Source organism: Streptomyces sp. CA-181903 (assembly GCF_050937075.1).
GTDB lineage: Bacteria > Actinomycetota > Actinomycetes > Streptomycetales > Streptomycetaceae > Streptomyces.
This window is the reverse complement of the sequence record NZ_JBNJLY010000001.1, coordinates 2,121,692-2,140,672: the sequence shown is the minus strand read 5'-3', so window position 1 is coordinate 2,140,672 and position 18,981 is coordinate 2,121,692. Positions and strand designations below refer to the sequence as shown.

The 18,981-nt window shown below is 73.7% G+C and carries 16 protein-coding genes and 2 pseudogenes; 10 read left to right on the top strand and 8 right to left on the bottom strand.

What is annotated here, in order from left to right; all coding sequences use genetic code 11:
- Window positions 1–6 precede the first annotated feature (6 nt).
- The 3 genes and pseudogenes from ACQEVS_RS09355 to ACQEVS_RS09345 all read left to right on the top strand — a co-directional run bounded on the left by ACQEVS_RS09355 (window position 7) and on the right by ACQEVS_RS09345 (window position 3,009).
- Window positions 7–1,233 (top strand): beta-ketoacyl-[acyl-carrier-protein] synthase family protein, encoded by a 1,227-nt coding sequence (locus tag ACQEVS_RS09355; RefSeq protein WP_433017837.1) that lies wholly within the window; start codon window positions 7–9, stop codon window positions 1,231–1,233.
- Between the two features lie 78 nt (window positions 1,234–1,311).
- Window positions 1,312–2,295 carry an acyl-CoA desaturase gene (locus tag ACQEVS_RS09350; protein WP_433017834.1) on the top strand — a complete coding sequence of 328 codons (984 nt, stop codon included), beginning with the start codon at window positions 1,312–1,314 and terminating at the stop codon, window positions 2,293–2,295.
- Window positions 2,296–2,348: 53 nt separating this feature from the next.
- A pseudogene (locus ACQEVS_RS09345) lies at window positions 2,349–3,009 on the top strand (PhzF family phenazine biosynthesis protein).
- Between the two features lie 231 nt (window positions 3,010–3,240).
- On the opposite strand, the gene ACQEVS_RS09340 reads toward ACQEVS_RS09345, so the two are convergent.
- On the bottom strand, window positions 3,241–3,492 hold the full coding sequence (locus ACQEVS_RS09340; RefSeq protein WP_433017831.1) for a hypothetical protein: 252 nt from the start codon (window positions 3,490–3,492) through the stop codon (window positions 3,241–3,243).
- A gap of 128 nt (window positions 3,493–3,620) precedes the next feature.
- Between ACQEVS_RS09340 and ACQEVS_RS09335 the strand changes: the two genes are divergently transcribed.
- Window positions 3,621–4,259, top strand: coding sequence for a TetR family transcriptional regulator (locus tag ACQEVS_RS09335; protein ID WP_433017828.1), 639 nt, complete (start codon window positions 3,621–3,623; stop codon window positions 4,257–4,259).
- Window positions 4,260–4,491: 232 nt separating this feature from the next.
- Here the strand turns inward: ACQEVS_RS09335 and ACQEVS_RS09330 are convergent, their stop codons facing one another.
- Both ACQEVS_RS09330 and map read right to left on the bottom strand, forming a co-directional pair.
- Window positions 4,492–5,163: a heme oxygenase (biliverdin-producing) gene (locus ACQEVS_RS09330; RefSeq protein ID WP_433017825.1), complete on the bottom strand. Its 672-nt coding sequence runs from the start codon at window positions 5,161–5,163 to the stop codon at window positions 4,492–4,494.
- Between the two features lie 221 nt (window positions 5,164–5,384).
- A complete protein-coding gene (gene map, locus ACQEVS_RS09325; protein ID WP_433017822.1) occupies window positions 5,385–6,242 on the bottom strand; it encodes a type I methionyl aminopeptidase in 858 nt (285 codons plus the stop codon).
- A gap of 73 nt (window positions 6,243–6,315) precedes the next feature.
- On the opposite strand from map, the gene ACQEVS_RS09320 reads away from it, so the two are divergent.
- The 3 genes from ACQEVS_RS09320 to ACQEVS_RS09310 all read left to right on the top strand — a co-directional run bounded on the left by ACQEVS_RS09320 (window position 6,316) and on the right by ACQEVS_RS09310 (window position 8,676).
- Window positions 6,316–6,546, top strand: coding sequence for a hypothetical protein (locus ACQEVS_RS09320; protein ID WP_433017819.1), 231 nt, complete (start codon window positions 6,316–6,318; stop codon window positions 6,544–6,546).
- 184 nt (window positions 6,547–6,730) lie between these two features.
- Window positions 6,731–7,198 carry an SRPBCC family protein gene (locus ACQEVS_RS09315; protein ID WP_433017816.1) on the top strand — a complete coding sequence of 156 codons (468 nt, stop codon included), beginning with the start codon at window positions 6,731–6,733 and terminating at the stop codon, window positions 7,196–7,198.
- Between the two features lie 266 nt (window positions 7,199–7,464).
- Entirely contained in the window at window positions 7,465–8,676 is a 1,212-nt protein-coding gene (locus ACQEVS_RS09310) for an Ig-like domain-containing protein (RefSeq protein WP_433017813.1), read from the top strand.
- 40 nt (window positions 8,677–8,716) lie between these two features.
- Here the strand turns inward: ACQEVS_RS09310 and ACQEVS_RS09305 are convergent, their stop codons facing one another.
- On the bottom strand, window positions 8,717–10,081 hold the full coding sequence (locus ACQEVS_RS09305) for an MFS transporter (RefSeq protein WP_433017810.1): 1,365 nt from the start codon (window positions 10,079–10,081) through the stop codon (window positions 8,717–8,719).
- Window positions 10,082–10,572: 491 nt separating this feature from the next.
- Window positions 10,573–10,824 (bottom strand): annotated as a pseudogene (locus ACQEVS_RS09300) (hypothetical protein); the annotation flags it as partial.
- A gap of 422 nt (window positions 10,825–11,246) precedes the next feature.
- Here ACQEVS_RS09300 and npdG point away from each other — a divergent pair.
- Window positions 11,247–11,951: an NADPH-dependent F420 reductase gene (gene npdG / locus ACQEVS_RS09295; protein ID WP_433017807.1), complete on the top strand. Its 705-nt coding sequence runs from the start codon at window positions 11,247–11,249 to the stop codon at window positions 11,949–11,951.
- 148 nt (window positions 11,952–12,099) lie between these two features.
- Window positions 12,100–12,300, top strand: coding sequence for a hypothetical protein (locus tag ACQEVS_RS09290; RefSeq protein ID WP_433017804.1), 201 nt, complete (start codon window positions 12,100–12,102; stop codon window positions 12,298–12,300).
- 21 nt (window positions 12,301–12,321) lie between these two features.
- On the opposite strand, the gene ACQEVS_RS09285 is transcribed toward ACQEVS_RS09290, so the two are convergent.
- Entirely contained in the window at window positions 12,322–13,143 is an 822-nt protein-coding gene (locus ACQEVS_RS09285) for a site-2 protease family protein (protein ID WP_433017801.1), read from the bottom strand.
- Window positions 13,144–13,269: 126 nt separating this feature from the next.
- Here ACQEVS_RS09285 and ACQEVS_RS09280 point away from each other — a divergent pair, with 126 nt between their 5' ends.
- Complete coding sequence (locus tag ACQEVS_RS09280; RefSeq protein ID WP_433017798.1) at window positions 13,270–16,914, top strand: AfsR/SARP family transcriptional regulator; 3,645 nt, start codon at window positions 13,270–13,272, stop codon at window positions 16,912–16,914.
- A gap of 182 nt (window positions 16,915–17,096) precedes the next feature.
- On the opposite strand, the gene ACQEVS_RS09275 is transcribed toward ACQEVS_RS09280, so the two are convergent.
- Window positions 17,097–17,921, bottom strand: coding sequence for an ABC transporter permease (locus ACQEVS_RS09275; protein ID WP_433017795.1), 825 nt, complete (start codon window positions 17,919–17,921; stop codon window positions 17,097–17,099).
- Window positions 17,918–18,952 (bottom strand): ATP-binding cassette domain-containing protein, encoded by a 1,035-nt coding sequence (locus ACQEVS_RS09270; RefSeq protein WP_433017791.1) that lies wholly within the window; start codon window positions 18,950–18,952, stop codon window positions 17,918–17,920. Before ACQEVS_RS09270 ends, ACQEVS_RS09275 begins: the two co-directional genes overlap by 4 nt.
- Between the last annotated feature and the right edge of the window lie 29 nt (window positions 18,953–18,981).

The window sequence follows — 18,981 nt, the reverse complement described above, 5'->3', positions numbered from 1 at the left end:
CCCGTCATGACAGGGCCCGTCGCCGTCACCGGGATCGGCCTCGTCACCCCGGCCGGGGAGGGCGCCGCCACCACCTGGGACGCGGTGTGCGGGGGCGTGAGCACCGCGGCCCCCGACCCCGTGCTGGCCGGTCTCCCCGTCGACTTCTCCTGCCGCGTCCCGCTGTCCGATGACGACCTCGGCCGGCGCGTCGGACGTGCGTCCTGGCGCATGGCCCGGTACGCCGGGCTGGCGGTGCTCGCCGCTCGCGAAGCCGTGCGTGACGCCGGGCTCGATCCGCGGACGTGGAACGGCGACCGGGTCGCCGTCGTCATCGGCTGCGGCCTGGGAGCGGACGCGGCGAGGGACGAACAGGGCGGGAGGCTCGAACGGCTGGGGCCCGAGATGGTCTCACCGCTCACCATCCCCCTGATCATCCCGAACATGGGGGCCGGAGAAGTAGCCATCGCCCTCGGAGCCCGCGGCCCCAGCCTGGCCCCGAACACCGCCTGCGCCTCCGGCGCCACCGCCATCGCGGTGGCCCGGGACCTCGTACGCTCCGGGCAGTGCGACGTCGCCGTGGCCGGCGGCGCGGAATCCGCCCTCACCCGCCTGGTGTCCACGGGCTTCTGGCGCATGGGCGCCCTGTCACAGCGCACCGGCGCGGTCGCCGAGGCGTCCCGGCCGTTCGACGTGGACCGCGACGGCTTCGTCGGCGCGGAGGGGGCCGGTGTGCTCGTCCTGGAGCGCACACGCGACGCCGCCGCCCGCGGAGCCCGCCCCCGGGCCTTCCTCGCGGGCTGCGGCAGTACCACCGACGCCTGCCACCCCGTCGCGCCGGCCCCGGGAGCCCCCGGCGCCGAGGCGGCCCTGCGCGCCGCCCTGGCCGACGCGGGGCTGGCTCCCCACGAGGTCGACCACGTCAACGCGCACGGCACCTCCACCCCGCTCAACGACGCCGGCGAAGCGGCGATGATCGCCCGTGTGCTGCCGCACCGCCCCAGCGTCACCGCGGCCAAAGGCGTGCTCGGTCACAGCGCGGGAGCGGCGGGGGCCATCGAGGCGGCCCTCACCGTACTCACCCTCCAGCACGGCACCGTGCCGCCCATCGCCAATCTGCGGGCGGTGGACCCCGCGTTCGACATCGACTGCGTCGCCAAGCAGGCCCGCCGGCAGGACGTCCGCGTCGCCGTCAGCCACTCCTTCGGATTCGGCGGCCACAACGTCGTCCTCGTCCTGACCCGGAACCCCTGACCGACGTCATGGAGCACGTGGGGGGAAACGACAGCAACCGACGGCCCCTCCGGGCCGGCCCAGGAACGGAGCAGCCTGATGTCCACGTCCGTGTCACCGGGGATGGCGCACGCCATCGTCCGGCTCGATCCGGTCAGCCTCCGCACCAAGCGGCTCGCCATGCTGACCACCAACATCCTGCCGGCACTGGGCACCGCGGCGGCCGGGTACCTCTTGGCCACCGGCGACTTCACACCGACCGACCTGTGGCTGTTCGGCGGCATGTACCTCGTGCACGGATTCGGTGTCACCGTCGGCTACCACCGCTACGCCGCCCACAAGGCGTTCCGCTCCGGGCCCGTGTTCGAGGCCGTCATGATGATCACCGGATCGATGGGCGCCCAGGGGCCGCTGGTGTGGTGGGTCGCCACACACCGCCGCCACCACCGCTTCAGCGACCGCGAAGGAGACCCCCACTCGCCCAATCTGCACGGGGGCAGTCTCACCGAGCGGATGCGCGGGCTCTGGTACGCGCACATGCCGTGGATGCTGAGCGACGAGGAGTCCCGGTGGACGGTCTTCACGCCGGACCTGCTCGGCAACCGCCGCCTGATGTACTACCACCGCACCTACATGTACTGGCTCGTCGTCGGCCTCGCCGTGCCCGGCCTGATCGGTTACGCCGTCGAAGGCACGGTGAAGGCCGCCGTGACCGGGGTGCTCTTCGGCGGCCTGGCCCGCGTCTTCCTCGCCAACCAGGCCACCTGGATGGTCACTTCCGTCTGCCACGCCGTCGGGAGCCGTCCGTTCCGCACCGACGACCGCAGCGCCAACAACTGGCCGGTCGCCCTGCTCACCCTCGGCGAGGGACTGCAGAACAACCACCACGCCTTCCCCGGCTCCTACCGGCACGGCGTGACCTGGTTCGAGCCCGACCCGAGCGGATGGCTCCTCGCCCTACTCGGCAGGCTCGGCGTCGTCACGGACCTGCGCGAGCCGACCAAGGAGCAGATCGCGAGGAAACGCAGGCGGGCGGCGGGCCCGGCCGCCGGGCCGCCGGCGGGGACGGGCCGGCCCGTGTGACGGCGGAGAAACCCGGCCGGGCGGCGCCGGCGCCGGTGATGTTGGATGACGAAATGATCCGCATTCAGGTACTCAGCGTGTTCCGTGGCGCCGACGGCGGGGGCGGGAATCCGCTCGGCGTCGTCCTGGACGGTGCGTCCGTGGCCGGGCCGGAGCGGCGGCGGGCGCTCGCCGCCGAACTCGGCTTCAGCGAGACGGTGTTCGTCGATGACGCGGAGCGCGGGGTCGTCGACATCTGGACGCCCAGCGTCCGGTTGCCGTTCGCCGGGCACCCGCTCATCGGCGTCGCCTCGCTGCTCACGGAAGCGGACGTGCTGCGTCCGCCCGCCGGGGGTACCGGTGCGCCGCGACGGGGACGTCATCCGGATCGCCGGGCGGGCGGAGTGGGCGTCCGGGCGGCGCATGGAGCGGTACGGCTCGGTGGCGGAGGTCGACGCGCTGCCCGCGCCGCCACCGGGGGAGGGCTGGCTGTACGCCTGGGCCTGGGAGGACGAGGCGGCGGGCCGGGTCCGGGCACGGGCCTTCCCGCGCCGTGGCGACGCCATCGCCGAGGACGAGGCGACGGGCGCCGCCGCCCTCGTCCTCACCGCCGAACTCGGCCGTGCCCTGGACATCAGGCAGGGCACCGGCTCGCGGATCGTCACACGCCCGCTGCCGGACGGGACGATCGAGGTCGGGGGGCGGGCGGAGGTGGTGGGGGAGCGGGTGGTGTGACCGGCGGCGGCCGACAGCCGTCCGGCCCTGGCCCCGTCGCCTCCGGGGCGCGATCGGTGAAGAAGGCCGGTGGCTCCCGCCCGGAGCCACGCGGACCCGCCGGCCGGGCGTGCCCGCCGGCGGGGACCCGGCGCTCCGGGGGAAGGAGAGGCGGGCGTGGAGGGCGGCTTCCGCTTGCCGTCCGGCCGCATCCGGTCGGGTGCGGCGCGCGGCGCCTGACTTTCCGGGCCGTCAGCCCCGGCGGCGTGCGGTACGCGCGAGGAGCGCGCCGCGAGCGCGTTGCAGCCGTGGCATCAGGACGTAGACGACGGTCAGCACGACCAATGCGCTCAGGACCAGCGTCTGGAGCACCAGCGGCAGGTCCTGGAGCCAGCGGTGGAAGAGGAGGTGCAGCACCGTGAGGGTCGGGAAGACCGCCAGCCAGATCATGAGGGCCATGTGGTGCTTGGGGGGCGGGCCCGTGAGGGCGGGGTGGGGCGTCATGGCGGAACACTCCTTGTTCGTGGCTCGGGAGTCGGTGCTCGCGGAAATCTCCAAACGAATGGTTGGAGATTAGCCGCAGTGTCGGCGCATCTCCAAACGAACGGTTGGAGATGGTTTAGAGTGGGCCCATGGCCTGGGACACCGCACGCACCCGACAGGATCTGCTGGACGCCGCCGTCGACGAGTTCGCCGAGTACGGCTTCGACGGCGCGCGCGTCGAGCGTGTGGCCACGCGCGCCGGAGTCAACAAGGAGCGCATCTACCAGTACTTCGGCAACAAGCAGAAGCTCTTCGGCTGCGTCCTGGAAGCCGAGTTGGAGCGGATCGCCACGGCCATCCCGCTCACCGCCGACCAGGCGGCGGACCTCGGCGAGTACGCGGGGAAGCTGTACGACTACCACCGCTCCCACCCGCAGTTCATCCGGCTCCTGCACTGGGAGGGCCTCCAGGACCGGGGCGGCCCGGCACTCCGGGAAGCCGAGCGCACCGCCACCTACGGCGCGCGGGTCGCGGCCCTGGCCGAGGCCCGGGTCCGGGGCACGCTCGACTCTCCGCTCGAACCCGGTGAACTCTTCTACGCCCTTCTCGCCCTGGGGGCCTGGTGGTTCAGCGTTCCGCAGGCCGTACGCATGATCTTCGGAGGTGCTCCGGGGCCGGAAGCGGAACGGGCCGCGATGGTACGGCTGGGGCGCGCACTCGCGGGCGGGCAGGCCGGGCGCACGGCGGACGCCAGGCGCGCGGCGGACGCGGCGCCGGACCGTCCGTAGCCTTCGCACCGGCTCCGCGGGGCACTTCCCGGGAGACCGGCTTTCCGCCGGAGCGCCGGCGGCGGTCGCACGGGGCGGTGGAGCGCCGGTGCGCCGATGCCGTGGCGCGCGCGTATGGCTCCCGCCTGGGAACGGCCGGTTTGGGGCCCACCCGTGGCGGGGCGGGACGTTGGGCATGGCCCGCGACGCGGCTACGCGCTCAGCTCAGGCGCCCCCGCTCAGGCGCCTCCGCTCACGCGCTCAGCGGGAACTCCTCCCCGAGCTGCCGGAACATCGCCGTGTTGAACTCGAAGGCGCGCCTGCACTCGGCGATCACCTGCTGCTTCTCCAGGTCGTCGAGCGGCAGCGCGTCGAGGAGTTCGCGGTAGTGGCGCTTGAAGGCCGTGGGGCTGCCGATGCCGTCGAAGACGTAGAAGCGGACGCCGTCGCCCTTGCGGTCGAAGCCCCAGGTCTTCTCGGCGGTGCCGCGGATGACCTGGCCGCCCGAGAGGTCGCCGAGGTAGCGGGTGTAGTGGTGGGCGACGTAGCCGGCGGGCCAGTCGCGGGCGCACTCCTCGATCCGGGCGGCGTACGCCTCGGTGGCGGGCAGGGGCGCCAGCCCCGTACGCCAGCCGGGACCGCCCAGGTGCGCGAGGTCACGCTCCAGGCACGCGGTACGGGCCAGCTCGGGGCGGATGAACGGGCCCGCGACGGGGTCGCCGGCCAGGGCCGGGGCGACGGCCTCCAGCGCCCGGTAGACGAACCAGAGCTGCTCGGTGTAGCGGCGGTAGGCGGTGACGCCGAGCCGGCCGCCGAGCAGGTCGCTCATGAACGTCGAGTTCTCCGCCTCGGTGTGTGGGTCCTGGGAGGCGGTGCGGATCAGCACGGAGAAGGGGGCGGGCGGGGTCGTGTCGGGCGAGTCCACGGCGGACCTCCGATGACGAAGGGACGGGAGCGACGGGCGAGCGACGAACAACCGGTCCACGAGGACACCGAAGCGCCCCATGAGCCGATTGTCCGTGGTTAGGCTTGCCTAAGTCAATCGTTTTGCCGACGCGCTGTCGGAAAGACGATACCGCCGCCGCCGCTCCCGCGGGAGGGGCCGTGGAAACGACCGGTCAGGAGCGACCGGTCAGGGCCGGCCGGTCAGGGCAGCGTCAGGATTTCCGCGCCCGTGTCCGTCACCACCAGCGTGTGCTCGAACTGCGCCGTCCGCTTCCGGTCCTTGGTGACGACCGTCCAGCCGTCCTCCCACAAGTCGTACTCGTACGTACCCAGCGTCAGCATCGGCTCGATGGTGAACGTCATCCCCGGCTGGATCAGGGTGTCGTGGTGCGGGCTGTCGTAGTGCGGGACGATCAGGCCGGAGTGGAAGGACGAGTTGATGCCGTGGCCGGTGAAGTCTCGGACCACGCCGTAGCCGAAGCGCTTGGCGTAGGACTCGATGACGCGGCCGATGATGTTGATCCGGCGGCCCGGCTTGACCGCCTTGATCGCCCGGTTCAGCGCCTCCCGGGTGCGCTCCACCAGCAGGCGCGACTCCTCGTCGACGTCGCCGCAGAGGTACGTCGCGTTGTTGTCGCCGTGCACGCCGCCGATGTAGGCCGTCACGTCGAGGTTGACGATGTCGCCGTCGCGCAGCACGGTCGAGTCCGGGATGCCGTGGCAGATGACCTCGTTGACCGAGGAGCAGAGGGACTTGGGGAAGCCGCGGTAGCCGAGCGTCGAGGGGTAGGCGCCGTGGTCGCACATGAACTCGTGCGCGACCCGGTCGAGCTCGTCGGTGGTCACGCCGGGCGCGATGTGCTTGGCCGCCTCCTCCATCGCCTGTGCGGCGATGCGGCCCGCGATCCGCATCCGCTCGATCGTTTCGGCGTCCTGGACCTCGGGGCCGGAGTACGGGGTGGGCGCTTCCTTGCCGACGTACTCGGGGCGCGGGATCGACGCGGGTACGGGGCGGGCGGGAGAGAGTTTCCCGGGGACGAGAAGTGACTGGCCAGACATGCCTGCGAGTGTAGTCACGGCCGGTCGGGGAGCATGGGGGCGAGAGGTCGCGGAGACCGGCGAAGGAGGAGCCATGGCACTGTTCAAGAAGCGCCCGGCGGGCAAACCGGGCGAGTGGTACTACTGCCTCGAACACGGCACGGTCGAGGAGGGCCCGCAGTGCCGCGCCGCCGACCGCTTCGGCCCGTACGCCACCCGCGAGGAGGCGTCCCACGCCATGGAGAGGGCGCGGGAGCGCGAGGAGGAGTGGCGGCGGGACCCGCGGTGGAACGACGGGGAGCGGGGGCCGGGCGGGGAGGGGTGACGGTGGCGGGGTGGTCCGCCGCTTCCCGGGCGGCCGGTTGGGCGGTCCACCGGGCGGCCGGTTGAGCGGGGCCCGCTGCGTGACCGGGGCGCGGGGAGCGAGTGGGTGACCGGAGCGCGCGGCGCCCCCCGCGTGTCCGATCCGTTCAAGAGATCGGCGCCGCCGCCCCGCTACCGTCACCGCCATGACCAGCACCGACAGCAGCACCAATGGCACCGGCGACACCAACGGCAGCAACGGCACCGACAAGGAAAGCCGCCACATCGGCATCCACATCGACCGCCCCCTCGACGAGGTCTACGCCTACGCGTCCGACCCCGCCAACCTGCCCGCGTGGGCCCGCGGCCTGGGTGGTTCCATCGAGAAGCGCGGGGACCACTGGGTCGCGGAGTCCTCCCCCATGGGCCGGGTCGTGATCTCCTTCGCGCCCCGCAACGCGTTCGGGGTCCTCGACCACGACGTCACGCTCCCGTCGGGGGAGACCGTTTACAACCCGTTCCGCGTGATCGCCGACGGGACGGGGACCGAGGCCGTGTTCACCCTCCGCCGGCAGCCGGGGATGACCGTCGCCGAGTTCGAGCGGGACACCGCGATGGTCGTCGCCGACCTGGCCCGGCTCAAGGAACTGCTGGAGACGGCGGTGAGCGCCTGACCCCGTACAGGCGCGGATGCCGGATCCCGTACAGGTCGGATGCCGGATCCCGTACAGGTCCGGATGCCGGATCCCGTACAGGCCGGACGTCCGATCCCATACAGGACCGGATCCTTCCCCATCCGGTTCCTTCACCACCGCGTGACGCAGATCATGACGAAACGGCGCGATCGGGCCGGAACCGGTCCAGCGCGCCACCGGTCTCTGGGGGCGTAAGGGCCGACGACCGGTCGGCCCCGCATCCCCGACCTTCCGGAGCCGCCGCCGTGATCCGTACGCCGTCCGTCCCCCGCGCCCTGCTGCCGCTCACCGCGGCGGCCGGGCTGCTGCTCACGACCGCGTGCGGCGGTTCCGGCGGCGGCAGCGGCAGCAGCGGGGCCGGTGGGGCCCACGGGGCGGAGGACGTGAAGGTCGGCATGACGCCGGCCGACAGGACCAAGGGCGCCGCCGCCGGAACCCCGATCACGCTCAAGGTGACCTCCGGCGCCGGCAGCCTCGCCGAGGTGACCGTCACCGACCAGCACGGCCGGCGACTCGACGGCAGGCTCTCCGCCGACGGCCGCTCCTGGACGTCCGGTTCGGGGACCCGGCCCGCCAGTACCTACAAGGTCGGCTACACGGCGAAGGCCGAGGGCGGGGGCAAGCGGAGCGGCTCCGGGACGGTCACCACCGCCGCGCCCGAGAAGCCCAACAAGCTGGAACTCGTGCCGGGCAACGGGTCGACGGTCGGCGTCGCCCAGCCGGTCTCCGTGCTGTTCGACCACCCGGTCACGGACGCGCAGAAGGCGGACATCGAGCGGAACCTGCGCGTCGAGACCTCGCCGAGGACCGAGGGGTCCTGGGGCTGGGTCAAGGACCTCGACCACAAGGACCGGATCGACTGGCGCCCCAAGGACTTCTGGAAGCCGGGCACCAAGGTCGAGCTCAAGGGCGACCTCGCGGGCCTGCCGAGCGGCCAGGGGCGTGCCTTCGCCCGCGACTACGCGACGGCGTTCACCGTCGGCGAGAACCGCGTCGTCACCGTGGACGTCGCCGGACACCGCATGTCGGTCGCCGAGGGCGGCAAGGAGGTGGCCTCCTACCCGATATCCGCCGGCTCCGACACCTACCCGACGCGCGGCGGCACCCACGTCGTCCTGACCAAGAACGCCCACGAGACGATGAAGTCCGAATCGGTCGGCCTCGGCGACGCCTACCCGAGCCTGCCCACGACCTCGGTCGTGCACCTCACCGAGTCCGGCACCTTCATCCACGCCGCCGACTGGAACGCGGACGTGATCGGCTCGGTCAACAAGAGCCACGGCTGCGTCGGCATGCTCAGCGGCGACGCCAAGAAGCTGTTCGACCGCATCCGCGTCGGCGACCCGGTCGTCGTGAAGAACACGAAGAACACCGAGGCCACGGAGCTCGGGAACGGCTTCGGCGCCTGGCAGTTGACGTGGCCCGAGTGGAAGGCCCGCAGCGCCCTCAAGGGCTGACCGGCGAACGGGCCCCCAACACTTCCCGCGCCCGCGTCTCCTACGCGGCCTCCACCACTTCCGCCACCTCCGCCTTCCGCGCCCGGCGTTCGCGCATCCGGATCGCGTGTTCGTCGGTGCGCTGGTCGTAGGAGAGGAGCTTCGGCAGGGCCATGGCCAGCAGGCCGACCGAGGCGACGCAGGCCAGGCCGCCCGCCCAGACGGAGGCGCGGACGTTGGTGAGGGCGGCCATGCCGCCGGCGCGGACCTGGCCGAGCTGCGGGCCCACGGAGTACGAGAGCAGTTCGATGCCCGCGAGCCGGCCGCGCAGCTCGTCGGGGATGGTCTGGTCCCACATGGCCGAGCGGAACAGGCCGCTGACCGTGTCCGCCGCGCCGGCCAGCGCCAGCATCACCAGCACCAGCCAGATGTCGCCCATCCAGCCCGCCAGGGCCATCGCCGCGCCCCAGGCGAGGGCCGCGCCGACGACCATCCGGCCGTGCCGGTGCACCCGGGAGACCCAGCCGCTGGTCAGGCTGACCAGCAGTGAACCGATCGCGCTCGCCGCGTACATCAGGCCGAGCGCCCAGCGGGCGTGGAGGTCGTCGGCGAGGAACGGGAAGACCGCGTTGGGGAAGGCGAAGAACATCGCGGCCATGTCGACGGCGTAGGTGCCGAGCAGTTCCTTGCGGCTCCAGGCGTAGCGGGCGCCCTCCAGGATGCCGCGCACGGACGGCTTCTCGGCGTCGCGCGCGGGCGGGGAGGCGGCCAGGCCGATGGTGAACAGGACGGAGACCGCGTACGAGGCGACGTCCAGGGCGTAGGCCCACTGGAGGCCGCCGAACGCGATTATCACGCCCGCGAGGGACGGTCCCGCGATGGCGCCGACCTGCCAGCGCATGGTGTTCAGGGCGATGGCGGCGGGCAGTTGCTCGTGCGCGACGATGCGCGGGACGATCGACTGCAGGGCCGGGCGCTGGAGTCCGGTGAGCGCGCTGACCAGGCCGGCGACCAGGTACAGCGGCCAGACGAGCGGGTGCGGCAGCAGCGTGTTGAGCAGCAGCAGGCCGCTCAGCACACCGAGTCCGGCCTCGGTCCAGAGGATCAGCTTGCGGCGGTCGAGGGCGTCGGCGAGGGCGCCGCCCCAGAGGCCGAACACGATCAGCGGGACGAGTTCCACCGCGCCGATCGCGCCGACGGCGAGCGTCGAGCCGGTGAGGTCCTTGAGCTGCACCGGAAGGGCGACGAAGGTGAGGAAGCTGCCGAAGACGGTGACGAGCCCGGCCATCCACATCCGCCGGAAGTCGCGCGACGAGCGCCAGGGGGTCAGGTCGGGCAGCAGGGCCCGCAGCCGGCCCGGGGCGGGTGGCGGGACGGGGAGGGGGTCGGGAGGAGCGGCGGAGGCGGAGGGATCGTGCTCGGTCACGGGGGTCCATGGTCCGTGGCCGTAGTGGTATGAGCAAACGTTTTTCCCCTGGCGGCGCGCGGGGCGCGAGCTCCAGAGGGAGCGGAGGGGACGGAGTGGGCGGAAGGGGCGAAGGTGGGTGAATTCGCGGAATGTCGCGAAGATCCCACGAGGGGTGGGGAGTTTGCGGTGCGCCGCCCGGCCCCTGGGGCGGGCGGGGCGGCCGCGCGCGTGGTGGGTGACGCGGCGGCGGTGCGTGACGGGTCTCACGCGGGAGGCCGGGCCGGCCGACGGCGCGGAGCCGCGGCCCGAGTGCCGGGGCGGCGCCTTACGCGCCCGGAGGCGCCGCGCGAGCCCGCTCACCACGGCTCCCTGGGGTAGGGCTTCGCCGGCTCGGGTGGTCCCGACGGCTTCGGTGGTTTCCGTGGTTTCGACGGCTTCGGCGGTTCTGACGGTCCCGCCGGTCCCGTCGGTCCTGACGGCTCCGGTGGCTCCGATGGTTCTGACGGTCCCGACGGGTCCGACGGCTGCCCGCGGTGGTGGACGAGGGCAGGGCGCGGCTCGGGGCGGCCGGAGCGGGCCGCCTCCTCTTCCGGGTGCGCCGCGAGGTGCCGGGGCCCGTACCCCGCCGTTCCGACGAGCGGCGGGCCCCCGCCACGCAGCCGGGCCGACCGGCGCGGAGTCCCCGCGAAACGGCGCGTGTCCCGCAACCAGTCGGTTCCGTCGAGCACTTCGCGCAACAGCGCGACACGCACAGCGTTCATGACTCACCATCCTGCCGCGACGAACCGGGAGGAAAACGGGGAAGCCGCCCGGCTCACCCGTTCGTGCCCCGGGCCGGGGTACGCCCGGCGGTGCCGGTGTGGCGTGAGTGCTGCACGGGGGCGGCCGGGGCTGCCGCCGGGCAACGGGACTCCGGGCGTGCCCGACGCGGTCCGCGGTGCTGCACGACGCGGCCCGCAGTGCTGCGCGACGAGGCCGACGGTGCTGCTGCGCGACGGGGCCCGCGCGGCTGCCGGACAGGGCCCGCAGGGCCGCTCGACGCGGGCCGCGGCGCTGCTCGATGCGGCTCGTGGCGCTGCTGGACGTGGCTCGTGGCGCTGCTGGACGTGGCTCGCGGCGCTGCTCGACGTGGCTCGTGGCGCTGCTCGATGCCGTGCGCGGCGGGCGTGACAGTATCGCTGTCATGACGACTTCCGCTGACACAACAAAGCCCGCAGCCAAGGACCCTTGGGACCTTCCGGACGTCTCCGGCCTGGTGGTCGGCGTCCTCGGCGGCACCGGTGACCAGGGGCGCGGCCTCGCCTACCGGCTGGCCAAGGCCGGCCAGCGGGTGATCATCGGGTCCCGCGCCGCCGAGCGCGCCGAGGCCGCCGCCGCCGAACTGGGGCTCGGCGTCGAGGGCGCCGACAACGCCGACTGCGCCCGGCGCAGCGACATCGTGATCGTCGCCGTGCCGTGGGAGGGCCACGGCAAGACCCTGGAGGGGCTGCGCGAGGAGCTCGCGGGGAAGCTCGTGATCGACTGCGTCAACCCGCTCGGCTTCGACAAGCAGGGCGCCTACGCGCTGAAGCCGGAGGAGGGCAGCGCCGCCCAGCAGGCCGCCGCCCTGCTTCCGGAGTCCCGGGTCACGGCCGCCTTCCACCACCTGTCCGCCGTACTGCTGTCCGACCCGGAGATCGACGAGATCGACACGGACGTGATGGTGCTCGGCGAGAAGCGGGCGGACACCGACCTCGTCCAGGCGCTGGCCGCCCGCATCCCCGGGATGCGCGGCGTCTTCGCGGGGCGGCTGCGCAACGCGCACCAGGTGGAGTCGCTGGTCGCCAACCTGATCTCCGTCAACCGGCGGTACAAGGCGCACGCGGGGCTGCGGGTCACGGACGTCTGATCGTCCCGGTTCCGCTGCCGGGCGGGCGCCCGGCCGGGGCGGGGCGCCCGTGGGCCGCCGACGGGCATGGGGGACAATGACCGGGATCGTACGCACTCGCGCCGGATCACCGTTCACGTTCCCCGTCCCCGGACAGGAGCCGTCCCCCATGCCCCGCCTCGCCCTCTACGCCCTCGCCGTCTGCGTCCTCGCGGTGGCCGCGGCCGTCGTCTCGTTCTCCCGGGGCAGCTGGCTCGGTGTCGTCTGGATCCTGCTGGCGGGCGTCGCCTCCAACATGGCCTGGTTCTACATCCGCAAGCGCAAGATGGACCGCGAGGCGGCGCGGACGGCGGCGGCCGTCACGGAGTGAGGCCGCCGTTCCCGGCCGCCGTCAGCCGACGCGGATCCACTGCCACTCGTCGGACGGCGAGGGGACGCTCTCCGGCGCGTCCCAGAACCGGAACAGCCGCCGTCCCCAGTACGCGTCCCACTCGTCGACGCCCAGTACCCGCAGCACCGCGTGGATCAGGTCGAAGAACGCGTTGTTGACCTCCGGGATCATCAGGAACCCGAACAGCGCCAGGAACCCGAACGGCGCGAACGGCTCCACCTGCCGCCGCACCCCCGGCGACAGCCACGGCTCCACGATCCCGTAGCCGTCCATGCCCGGGACGGGCAGCAGATTGAGGATCGCCGCCGAGACCTGGAGCAGCACCATGAAGCCCAGGGCGTAGCGGAACGCGTCCGGCACGCCGTCGAGCGCGCCCAGCCAGAACGGCGCCGCGCAGACGACCGCGAACAGGACGTTCGTCAGCGGCCCGGCCGCCGAGATCAGGCTGTGCTTCCAGCGGCCGTGGACGCGGTGCCGCTCGATGAAGACCGCGCCGCCGGGGAGGCCGATCCCGCCCATGATCACGAAGATCACGGGGAGGACGACGCTCAGCACGGCGTGCGTGTACTTGAGCGGGTTGAGGGTGAGGTACCCCTTCGCCCCGACCGTGATGTCCCCGCCGTGCAGGGCGGTGCGCGCGTGCGCGTACTCGTGGAGGCAGAGCGAGACGACCCAGCCCGAGACGACGAAGAGGAACACGGCGAAGCCGGGGCTCGCCGCGTAGTCCGTCCACACCGCCCACATCGACACCGCCATCACGGCGACGAGGGCGAGGAAGACGGGGCTCACGCGCCGCTCGGCGTGCGTCGCGTCGGATGCCATGGTTCTGCGCTCCAGGGGTCTGCGGGGGCGGCCGGGGGCCCGGCGCGGTGGTGTACCGGCAGGACGGTACTTGGTCGCGCCGGAAAGTCGTAACGCCCGCCGGGCCCGAGCGGGGACAATGACCCGGTGCGTTACGGCATCCTCGGCACCACCCAGGCCCATACCGACGACGGGCACCCCGTCGCCGTCGGCGGCGCGCGGCTGCGCGCGCTGCTCGCGGCGCTCGCCCTCAACCCCGGGCGGGGGCACGCGTCCGGCACGCTCATCGACCTCGTCTGGACCGGCGAGCCACCGGCGGACGCGCCCGGCGCGCTCCAGGCGCTCGTCGCGCGGCTGCGGCGGGCGCTCGGCGCCGGGGCGGTGGAGTCGGTGGCCGGCGGCTACCGGCTGAGCGCCCGGCCCGACGACGTCGACCTGCACCGCTTCCAGCGCCTCGCCGACGAGGGCGAGCGGACGCTCGCCGACGGCGACCCGGTGAAGGCGGCCGGGCTGCTGGACGACGCGCTCGCGCTGTGGCGCGGGCCCGCCCTGTCCGATCTGTCCGGCCACGAGGCGCTCGCCGCCCGGCTGGACGCCCGGCACCTCGCCGCACGGCGCGGCCGGCTCGCCGCGTCCGTCGCCCTCGGCGACCCGGACGCCGCCCTGCCCGAACTGGCCGAACTCTGCGCCGACCACCCCCTGGACGAGCCGCTTCAGGCCCTGCGGCTGCGCGCCCTGCGTGCCGCGGGCCGCCCGGCGGAGGCCCTGGCCGCCTACGAGGACGTCCGGGCGGCCCTCGCCGACCGGCTGGGCACGGACCCGGGGCCGGAGCTGCGGGCTTTGCACTTGGAATTGCTGAGCGGCGGAGGCGCGGGCGCGGGGAGTTCCGGGACGCCCGGGGGCGGGGTTTTCGGACGGCCCAGGGAGGGCGGATCCGCCGGTACCGGCCGGACGGCCCGGGAGGGCGGGACGGCCGGGCCGGCGGAGGCGGCCGAGAAGACCGCGACCGCCGGGGCGGGCCGCCCTGACGGCACTGACGGCCCGTACGGTCCGGACGGGCAGCCGGAGCCGGTTGGACCGGGTGCGCCCGTCGCGCACGCCTCGCCGCGCCCGTCCGCCGACGGCGCCCGGGGCCGGCCGGCCGGCGCGGCGGAACGATCCGCCTCCGCCTCGGCCGCTCCCGCCTCGGCCGCCCCGGTCCCGGCCGCCGCCCCGCGCGGCAACCTCCGGGCCCGGCTCACCTCCTTCGTCGGGCGGGAGGACGACGTCCTGGTGATCCGACGGGACCTGGAGCGGCACCGGCTCGTCACGCTGCTCGGGCCGGGCGGGGCCGGGAAGACGCGGCTGTCGCAGGAGGCCGCCGAGGCCGTGGCGCGGGAGACGGGAGCCTGGCCGGACGGGGTGTGGCTCGCCGAGCTCGCGCCCGTCGACGACCCCGCGACCGTGCCGGAGGCCGTACTCACCGCCCTCGGCGGCCGCGAGACCGTGGTGCGCGGCGCCGCGGAGGGGCTGCGGGCCGCCTCCGACGCCACCTCGGGCGACCCGCTGGTCCGGCTGGCCGAGCTGTGCGGGCCGCGCCGGATGCTGCTCGTCCTCGACAACTGCGAGCACGTGATCGACGCCGCGGCCCGGCTCGCCGAGACGCTGCTCGCACACTGCCCCGGCGTGACCGTCCTCGCCACCAGCCGCGAACCGCTCGCCGTGCCCGGCGAGTCCGTACGGCCGGTGGAGCCGCTGCCGGACCCGGTGGCGCTGCGGCTGCTCGCCGACCGGGGCGCCGCCGCGCGGCCCGGCTTCCGGATCGAGGACGATCCGGCGGCGTGCGCCGAGATCTGCCACCGGCTCGACGGACTGCCGCTCGCCATCGAACTCGCCGCCGCCCGGCTGCGGATGCTCACCCCGCGCGGCCTCGCCGACCGCCTTGACGACCGCTTCCGGCTGCTCACCTCGGGCAGCCGCACGGTCCTGCCGCGCCAGCAGACCCTGCGCGCGGTCGTCGACTGGTCCTGGGACCTGCTGGACGCGCCCGAACGCGCCGTCCTGCGGCGGTTGTCGGTGTTCGCGGGCGGCTGCGACCTGGCGGCGGCGGAGGCGGTCTGCTCGGACGGCCCGGGCCGCGCGGCCGAGATCCCCGCGACCGAGATCCCCGCGGCCGAGGTCCCCGAGGAGGACGTCGCCGTGCTCGTCGGCTCGCTCGTCGACAAGTCGCTCGTCGTCGCCGCGCCCGCCGACGACGGCGAGATGCGGTACCGGCTGCTGGAGACCGTGGGGGAGTACGCGGCCGAGCGGCTGGACGAGGCCGGCGAGCGGGCCGCCGTCGAGCGCCGGCACCTCGTCCACTACCGGGAACTCGCCCGGACCACCGAGCCCCTGCTGCGCGGCCCCGGCCAGCGCGTCCTGCTCGACCGGCTGGAGCGCGAGCACGACAACCTGCGCACCGCGCTGCGGCGGGCGGTCGCCGCGCGGGACGAGCAGGAGGCGCTGTGCCTGGTGCTGTCCCTCGGCTGGTTCTGGCAGCTGCGCGACCACCGGGTCGACGGAAGCGCCTGGTCGGAGGCGGCCATGGGCCTGGGCCCCGACCCGTTCGACGAACCGGTGCAGCCGGCCCCGCCGCTGTACGAGCGGTGTATCGACGCGCCGCCGCCGATGTCGCCCGAGCTGCTGTGGGAGGCCCGGCGCGGGGTCCGGCTGGTCTGGCTGGCGAACCGGGAACACGACATCCGGGCGATGGACGACCCGGAGACCCAGGCGTGGATGCGCCGCGTCGCCGCCGCCTACGAACCGGGGCAGCCGCAGAACTGCCGTGTGCCGGGCTTCGCCTGGTACTTCGTCCGGCTGTTCATCGGCGACGTGGAGAGCATCTACCGCAACCTGGACGCCGGCATCGAGATGTGTCGCGAGCTCGGCTACGAGTGGGAGCTCGCCTTCCACCTCCAGCAGCGGGCCAAGGTGCTCAACGAGATACCGGACCGCGCCGACTGGGGGCTGCGGGACGCCGACGAGAGCCTGGAGCTGTTCCGCCGGATCGGGGACGCCTGGGGGGTGGCCGAGGCGCTGTCGGGGCGCGCCGAGAGCCACGAGCGGCGGGGCGCGTTCGAGGAGGCCGCGCGGGACTACCGCGAGGCGCTCGACAACGCCCGCGTCCTGGGGTCGCGCGCGCAGCTCCCGATGCTCAGGTGCCGGCTCGTCGAAGTGCTCATCGAGTCCGGGGAAGTCGACGGGGCGGAGGGCGAGCGGCTGCTGCGGGAGGCGCTGGAGGAGGCCGAGCCGCTGAACCCCGACGCCGCCTATTTCATCCGGATCGCGCTCGGCATCCGGATCGCCCGCAACGGCGGTCACAGTGAGGCGCGGGAGATGTTCGAGGCGCTGTACGGGGACCTGCAGGACCATTCCATCCCCCTGTTCGCCAGCATGCTCCAGAGCGTGCTCGGCTGGCTCGACGTCCTCCAGGGCAGACCGGCCGACGCGCTGCCCAGGCTCCGGACCGCGCTGACCGCGACCGAGGACCCGCTCACCGCCCTCGTCGCCGCGCACCTGCCCGTGCACATGCTCCTCAACGCCGCCTTCGCCCACTCCGAGCTGCCCGGCCCGTCGCACGCCGCGACGGCGGCCCGGCTGCTGGGCGCGGTCGCCGCCCTGCGCCCCGCCGGGCTGTACGAGGCGTCCGTCGAACGGGAACTCCGGGAGCGGACGACGGCCGCCGCCCTAGCCGCCCAGGACGAGGAGGCGTACGAACGGGCGTACGCCGAGGGCGGCCGCCTCACGCTGGAGGAGGCCGCCGCGTTGGTGTGACCCCCCCGGCCGCCGGACGGAGGCCCGCCGGTCGATGCGAGCCCGGTCGATGCGGGCCCGGTGGTCGCGGCCCGTCCGGCCGATGCGAGTCCGGCCGATGCGAGCCCGGTCGACGTGAGCCCGGCCGATGCGGGCCCTGCCGACGCGGCCCGTCCGGCCGAGGACCCGGCACGCCACCGCCGTCAGGTCTTCTTGCGGAAGCGGCGGACCGCCAGCGGTGCCGTCACCGCCGTGATCCCCACCGACCAGGCCAGCGTCAGCCAGACCGAGTGGGCCACCGGGCCGCCGATCACCAGGTTGCGGGAGGCGTCGGCGAGGTTGGCCAGCGGGTTGTACTCGGTGAAGCTCCGCAGCCAGCCGGGCATGGTGGTGGGCTTGGCGAAGATCGAGCTGGCGAACTGGAGCGGCATCAGGACGAGCATGCCCATGCCCTGCACCGCCTGGGCGGTCTTCATCGTCAGACCGATCAGGATGAAGATCCACATCAGGGCGGAGCCGAACACCACGCTCAGCGCGACCGCGCCCAGCAGGTGGAAGACCGAGGTCTTGACGTCCAGGCCGAGGGCGAAGCCGATGGCGAGCTGGACCGCCACGGCCACCAGCAGCCGGCCGATCTCGGTCACGATCTTGGCTATGAGCACCGAGGAACGGGCGATGGGCATGGTCCGGAAGCGGTCCATGATGCCCTTGCGGAAGTCCTCGTTGACGCCCGAGCCCACCGCCATGGCGATGTTGAGGCCGGTCATCGCCATCAGGCCGGGCACCAGGTAGTTGACGTACGCCTCCTGCTGCCCGGGGCCGAACATCGCGCCGCCGAAGACGTAGACGAACATCAGCGTGAAGATGATCGGCATGGCCAGGACGTCGAACATCGACTCCGGGTCCTGCCTGATCTGGAGCGCGTTGCGGCGCGCCAGGGCGCCGATGTGCCGGAGGTGGGAGCGGAGCGGGATCCGCCCCTCGCCGGCGGGCGCCGCCACGGGCGCGCCGATCGTCGCGGTGGTCATGCGGCGGCCTCCTGAAGGGCTTCGGCGCCGGCGTCGGCGCGCGCGGCGTCGTCGGTGAGGGACGTCTTCTGGCCGGTGATGGCCAGGAACACCTCGTCCAGACTGGGGAGATGGGTGTTGATGCCGGCGATGGCGAAGCCGCGCGCGCCCAGCATGGTGACGACGGCGGTGAGTTGCTCGTCGCTCACGATCGGGATGTTGACCAGGCCCTCGGCCTCGTCCATGGTGGCGCCGGCGATGCCGTCGAGCCCGGACTGGGCCACCGCGCCGACCATGCGCGGCAGTTCGGCCCGGTCGGCCGGGCGGATCTGCAGCGTCCGGCCGCCGACCTTGGCCTTGAGCTCGTCCACCCGGCCGCCGGCGATGACCTTGCCGCGGTCGATGACCGTGAGCTCGCTCGCCAGTTGCTCGGCCTCCTCCATGTACTGGGTGGTGAGCAGCACCGTGGCGCCGTCCCGCACCAGGGACTGCACCTCGGCCCAGACCTCGTTGCGGGTGCGCGGGTCGAGGCCGGTGGTGGGCTCGTCGAGGTAGAGCACGGAGGGCCGGCCGATCATCGAGGCGGCCAGGTCCAGCCGGCGGCGCATGCCGCCCGAGTACTGCCCCGAGGGCCGCTTGGCCGCCTCGGTGAGGGAGAAGCGCTCCAGCAGCTCGTTCGCGCGGCGCCGGGCCTCCTTGCGGGGCAGGTCCAGCAGCCGGCCGATCATGTAGAGGTTGTCGAAGCCGGAGAGCTTCTCGTCCACCGAGGCGTACTGGCCGGTCAGGCCGATCACCCGGCGGAGCTGCCGGGGCTGGGCGAGGACGTCGTAACCGGCGACGCGGGCGCTGCCGGAGTCGGGCTGTATCAGCGTGGACAGGACGCGTACCAGCGTCGTCTTGCCCGCGCCGTTGGGTCCGAGGACGCCGAGGACGGTGCCCTCGCGGACGTCCAGGTCGACCCCGTCCAGGGCCCTGGTCTCGCCGTAGTGCTTGACCAGCCCTCGGACCTCCACGGCGTTGCCGCGGTCTTCGGGGATGTCGTTTCGTGTCATGGGAAGAGGTTGACAGGCCCCACTGACAA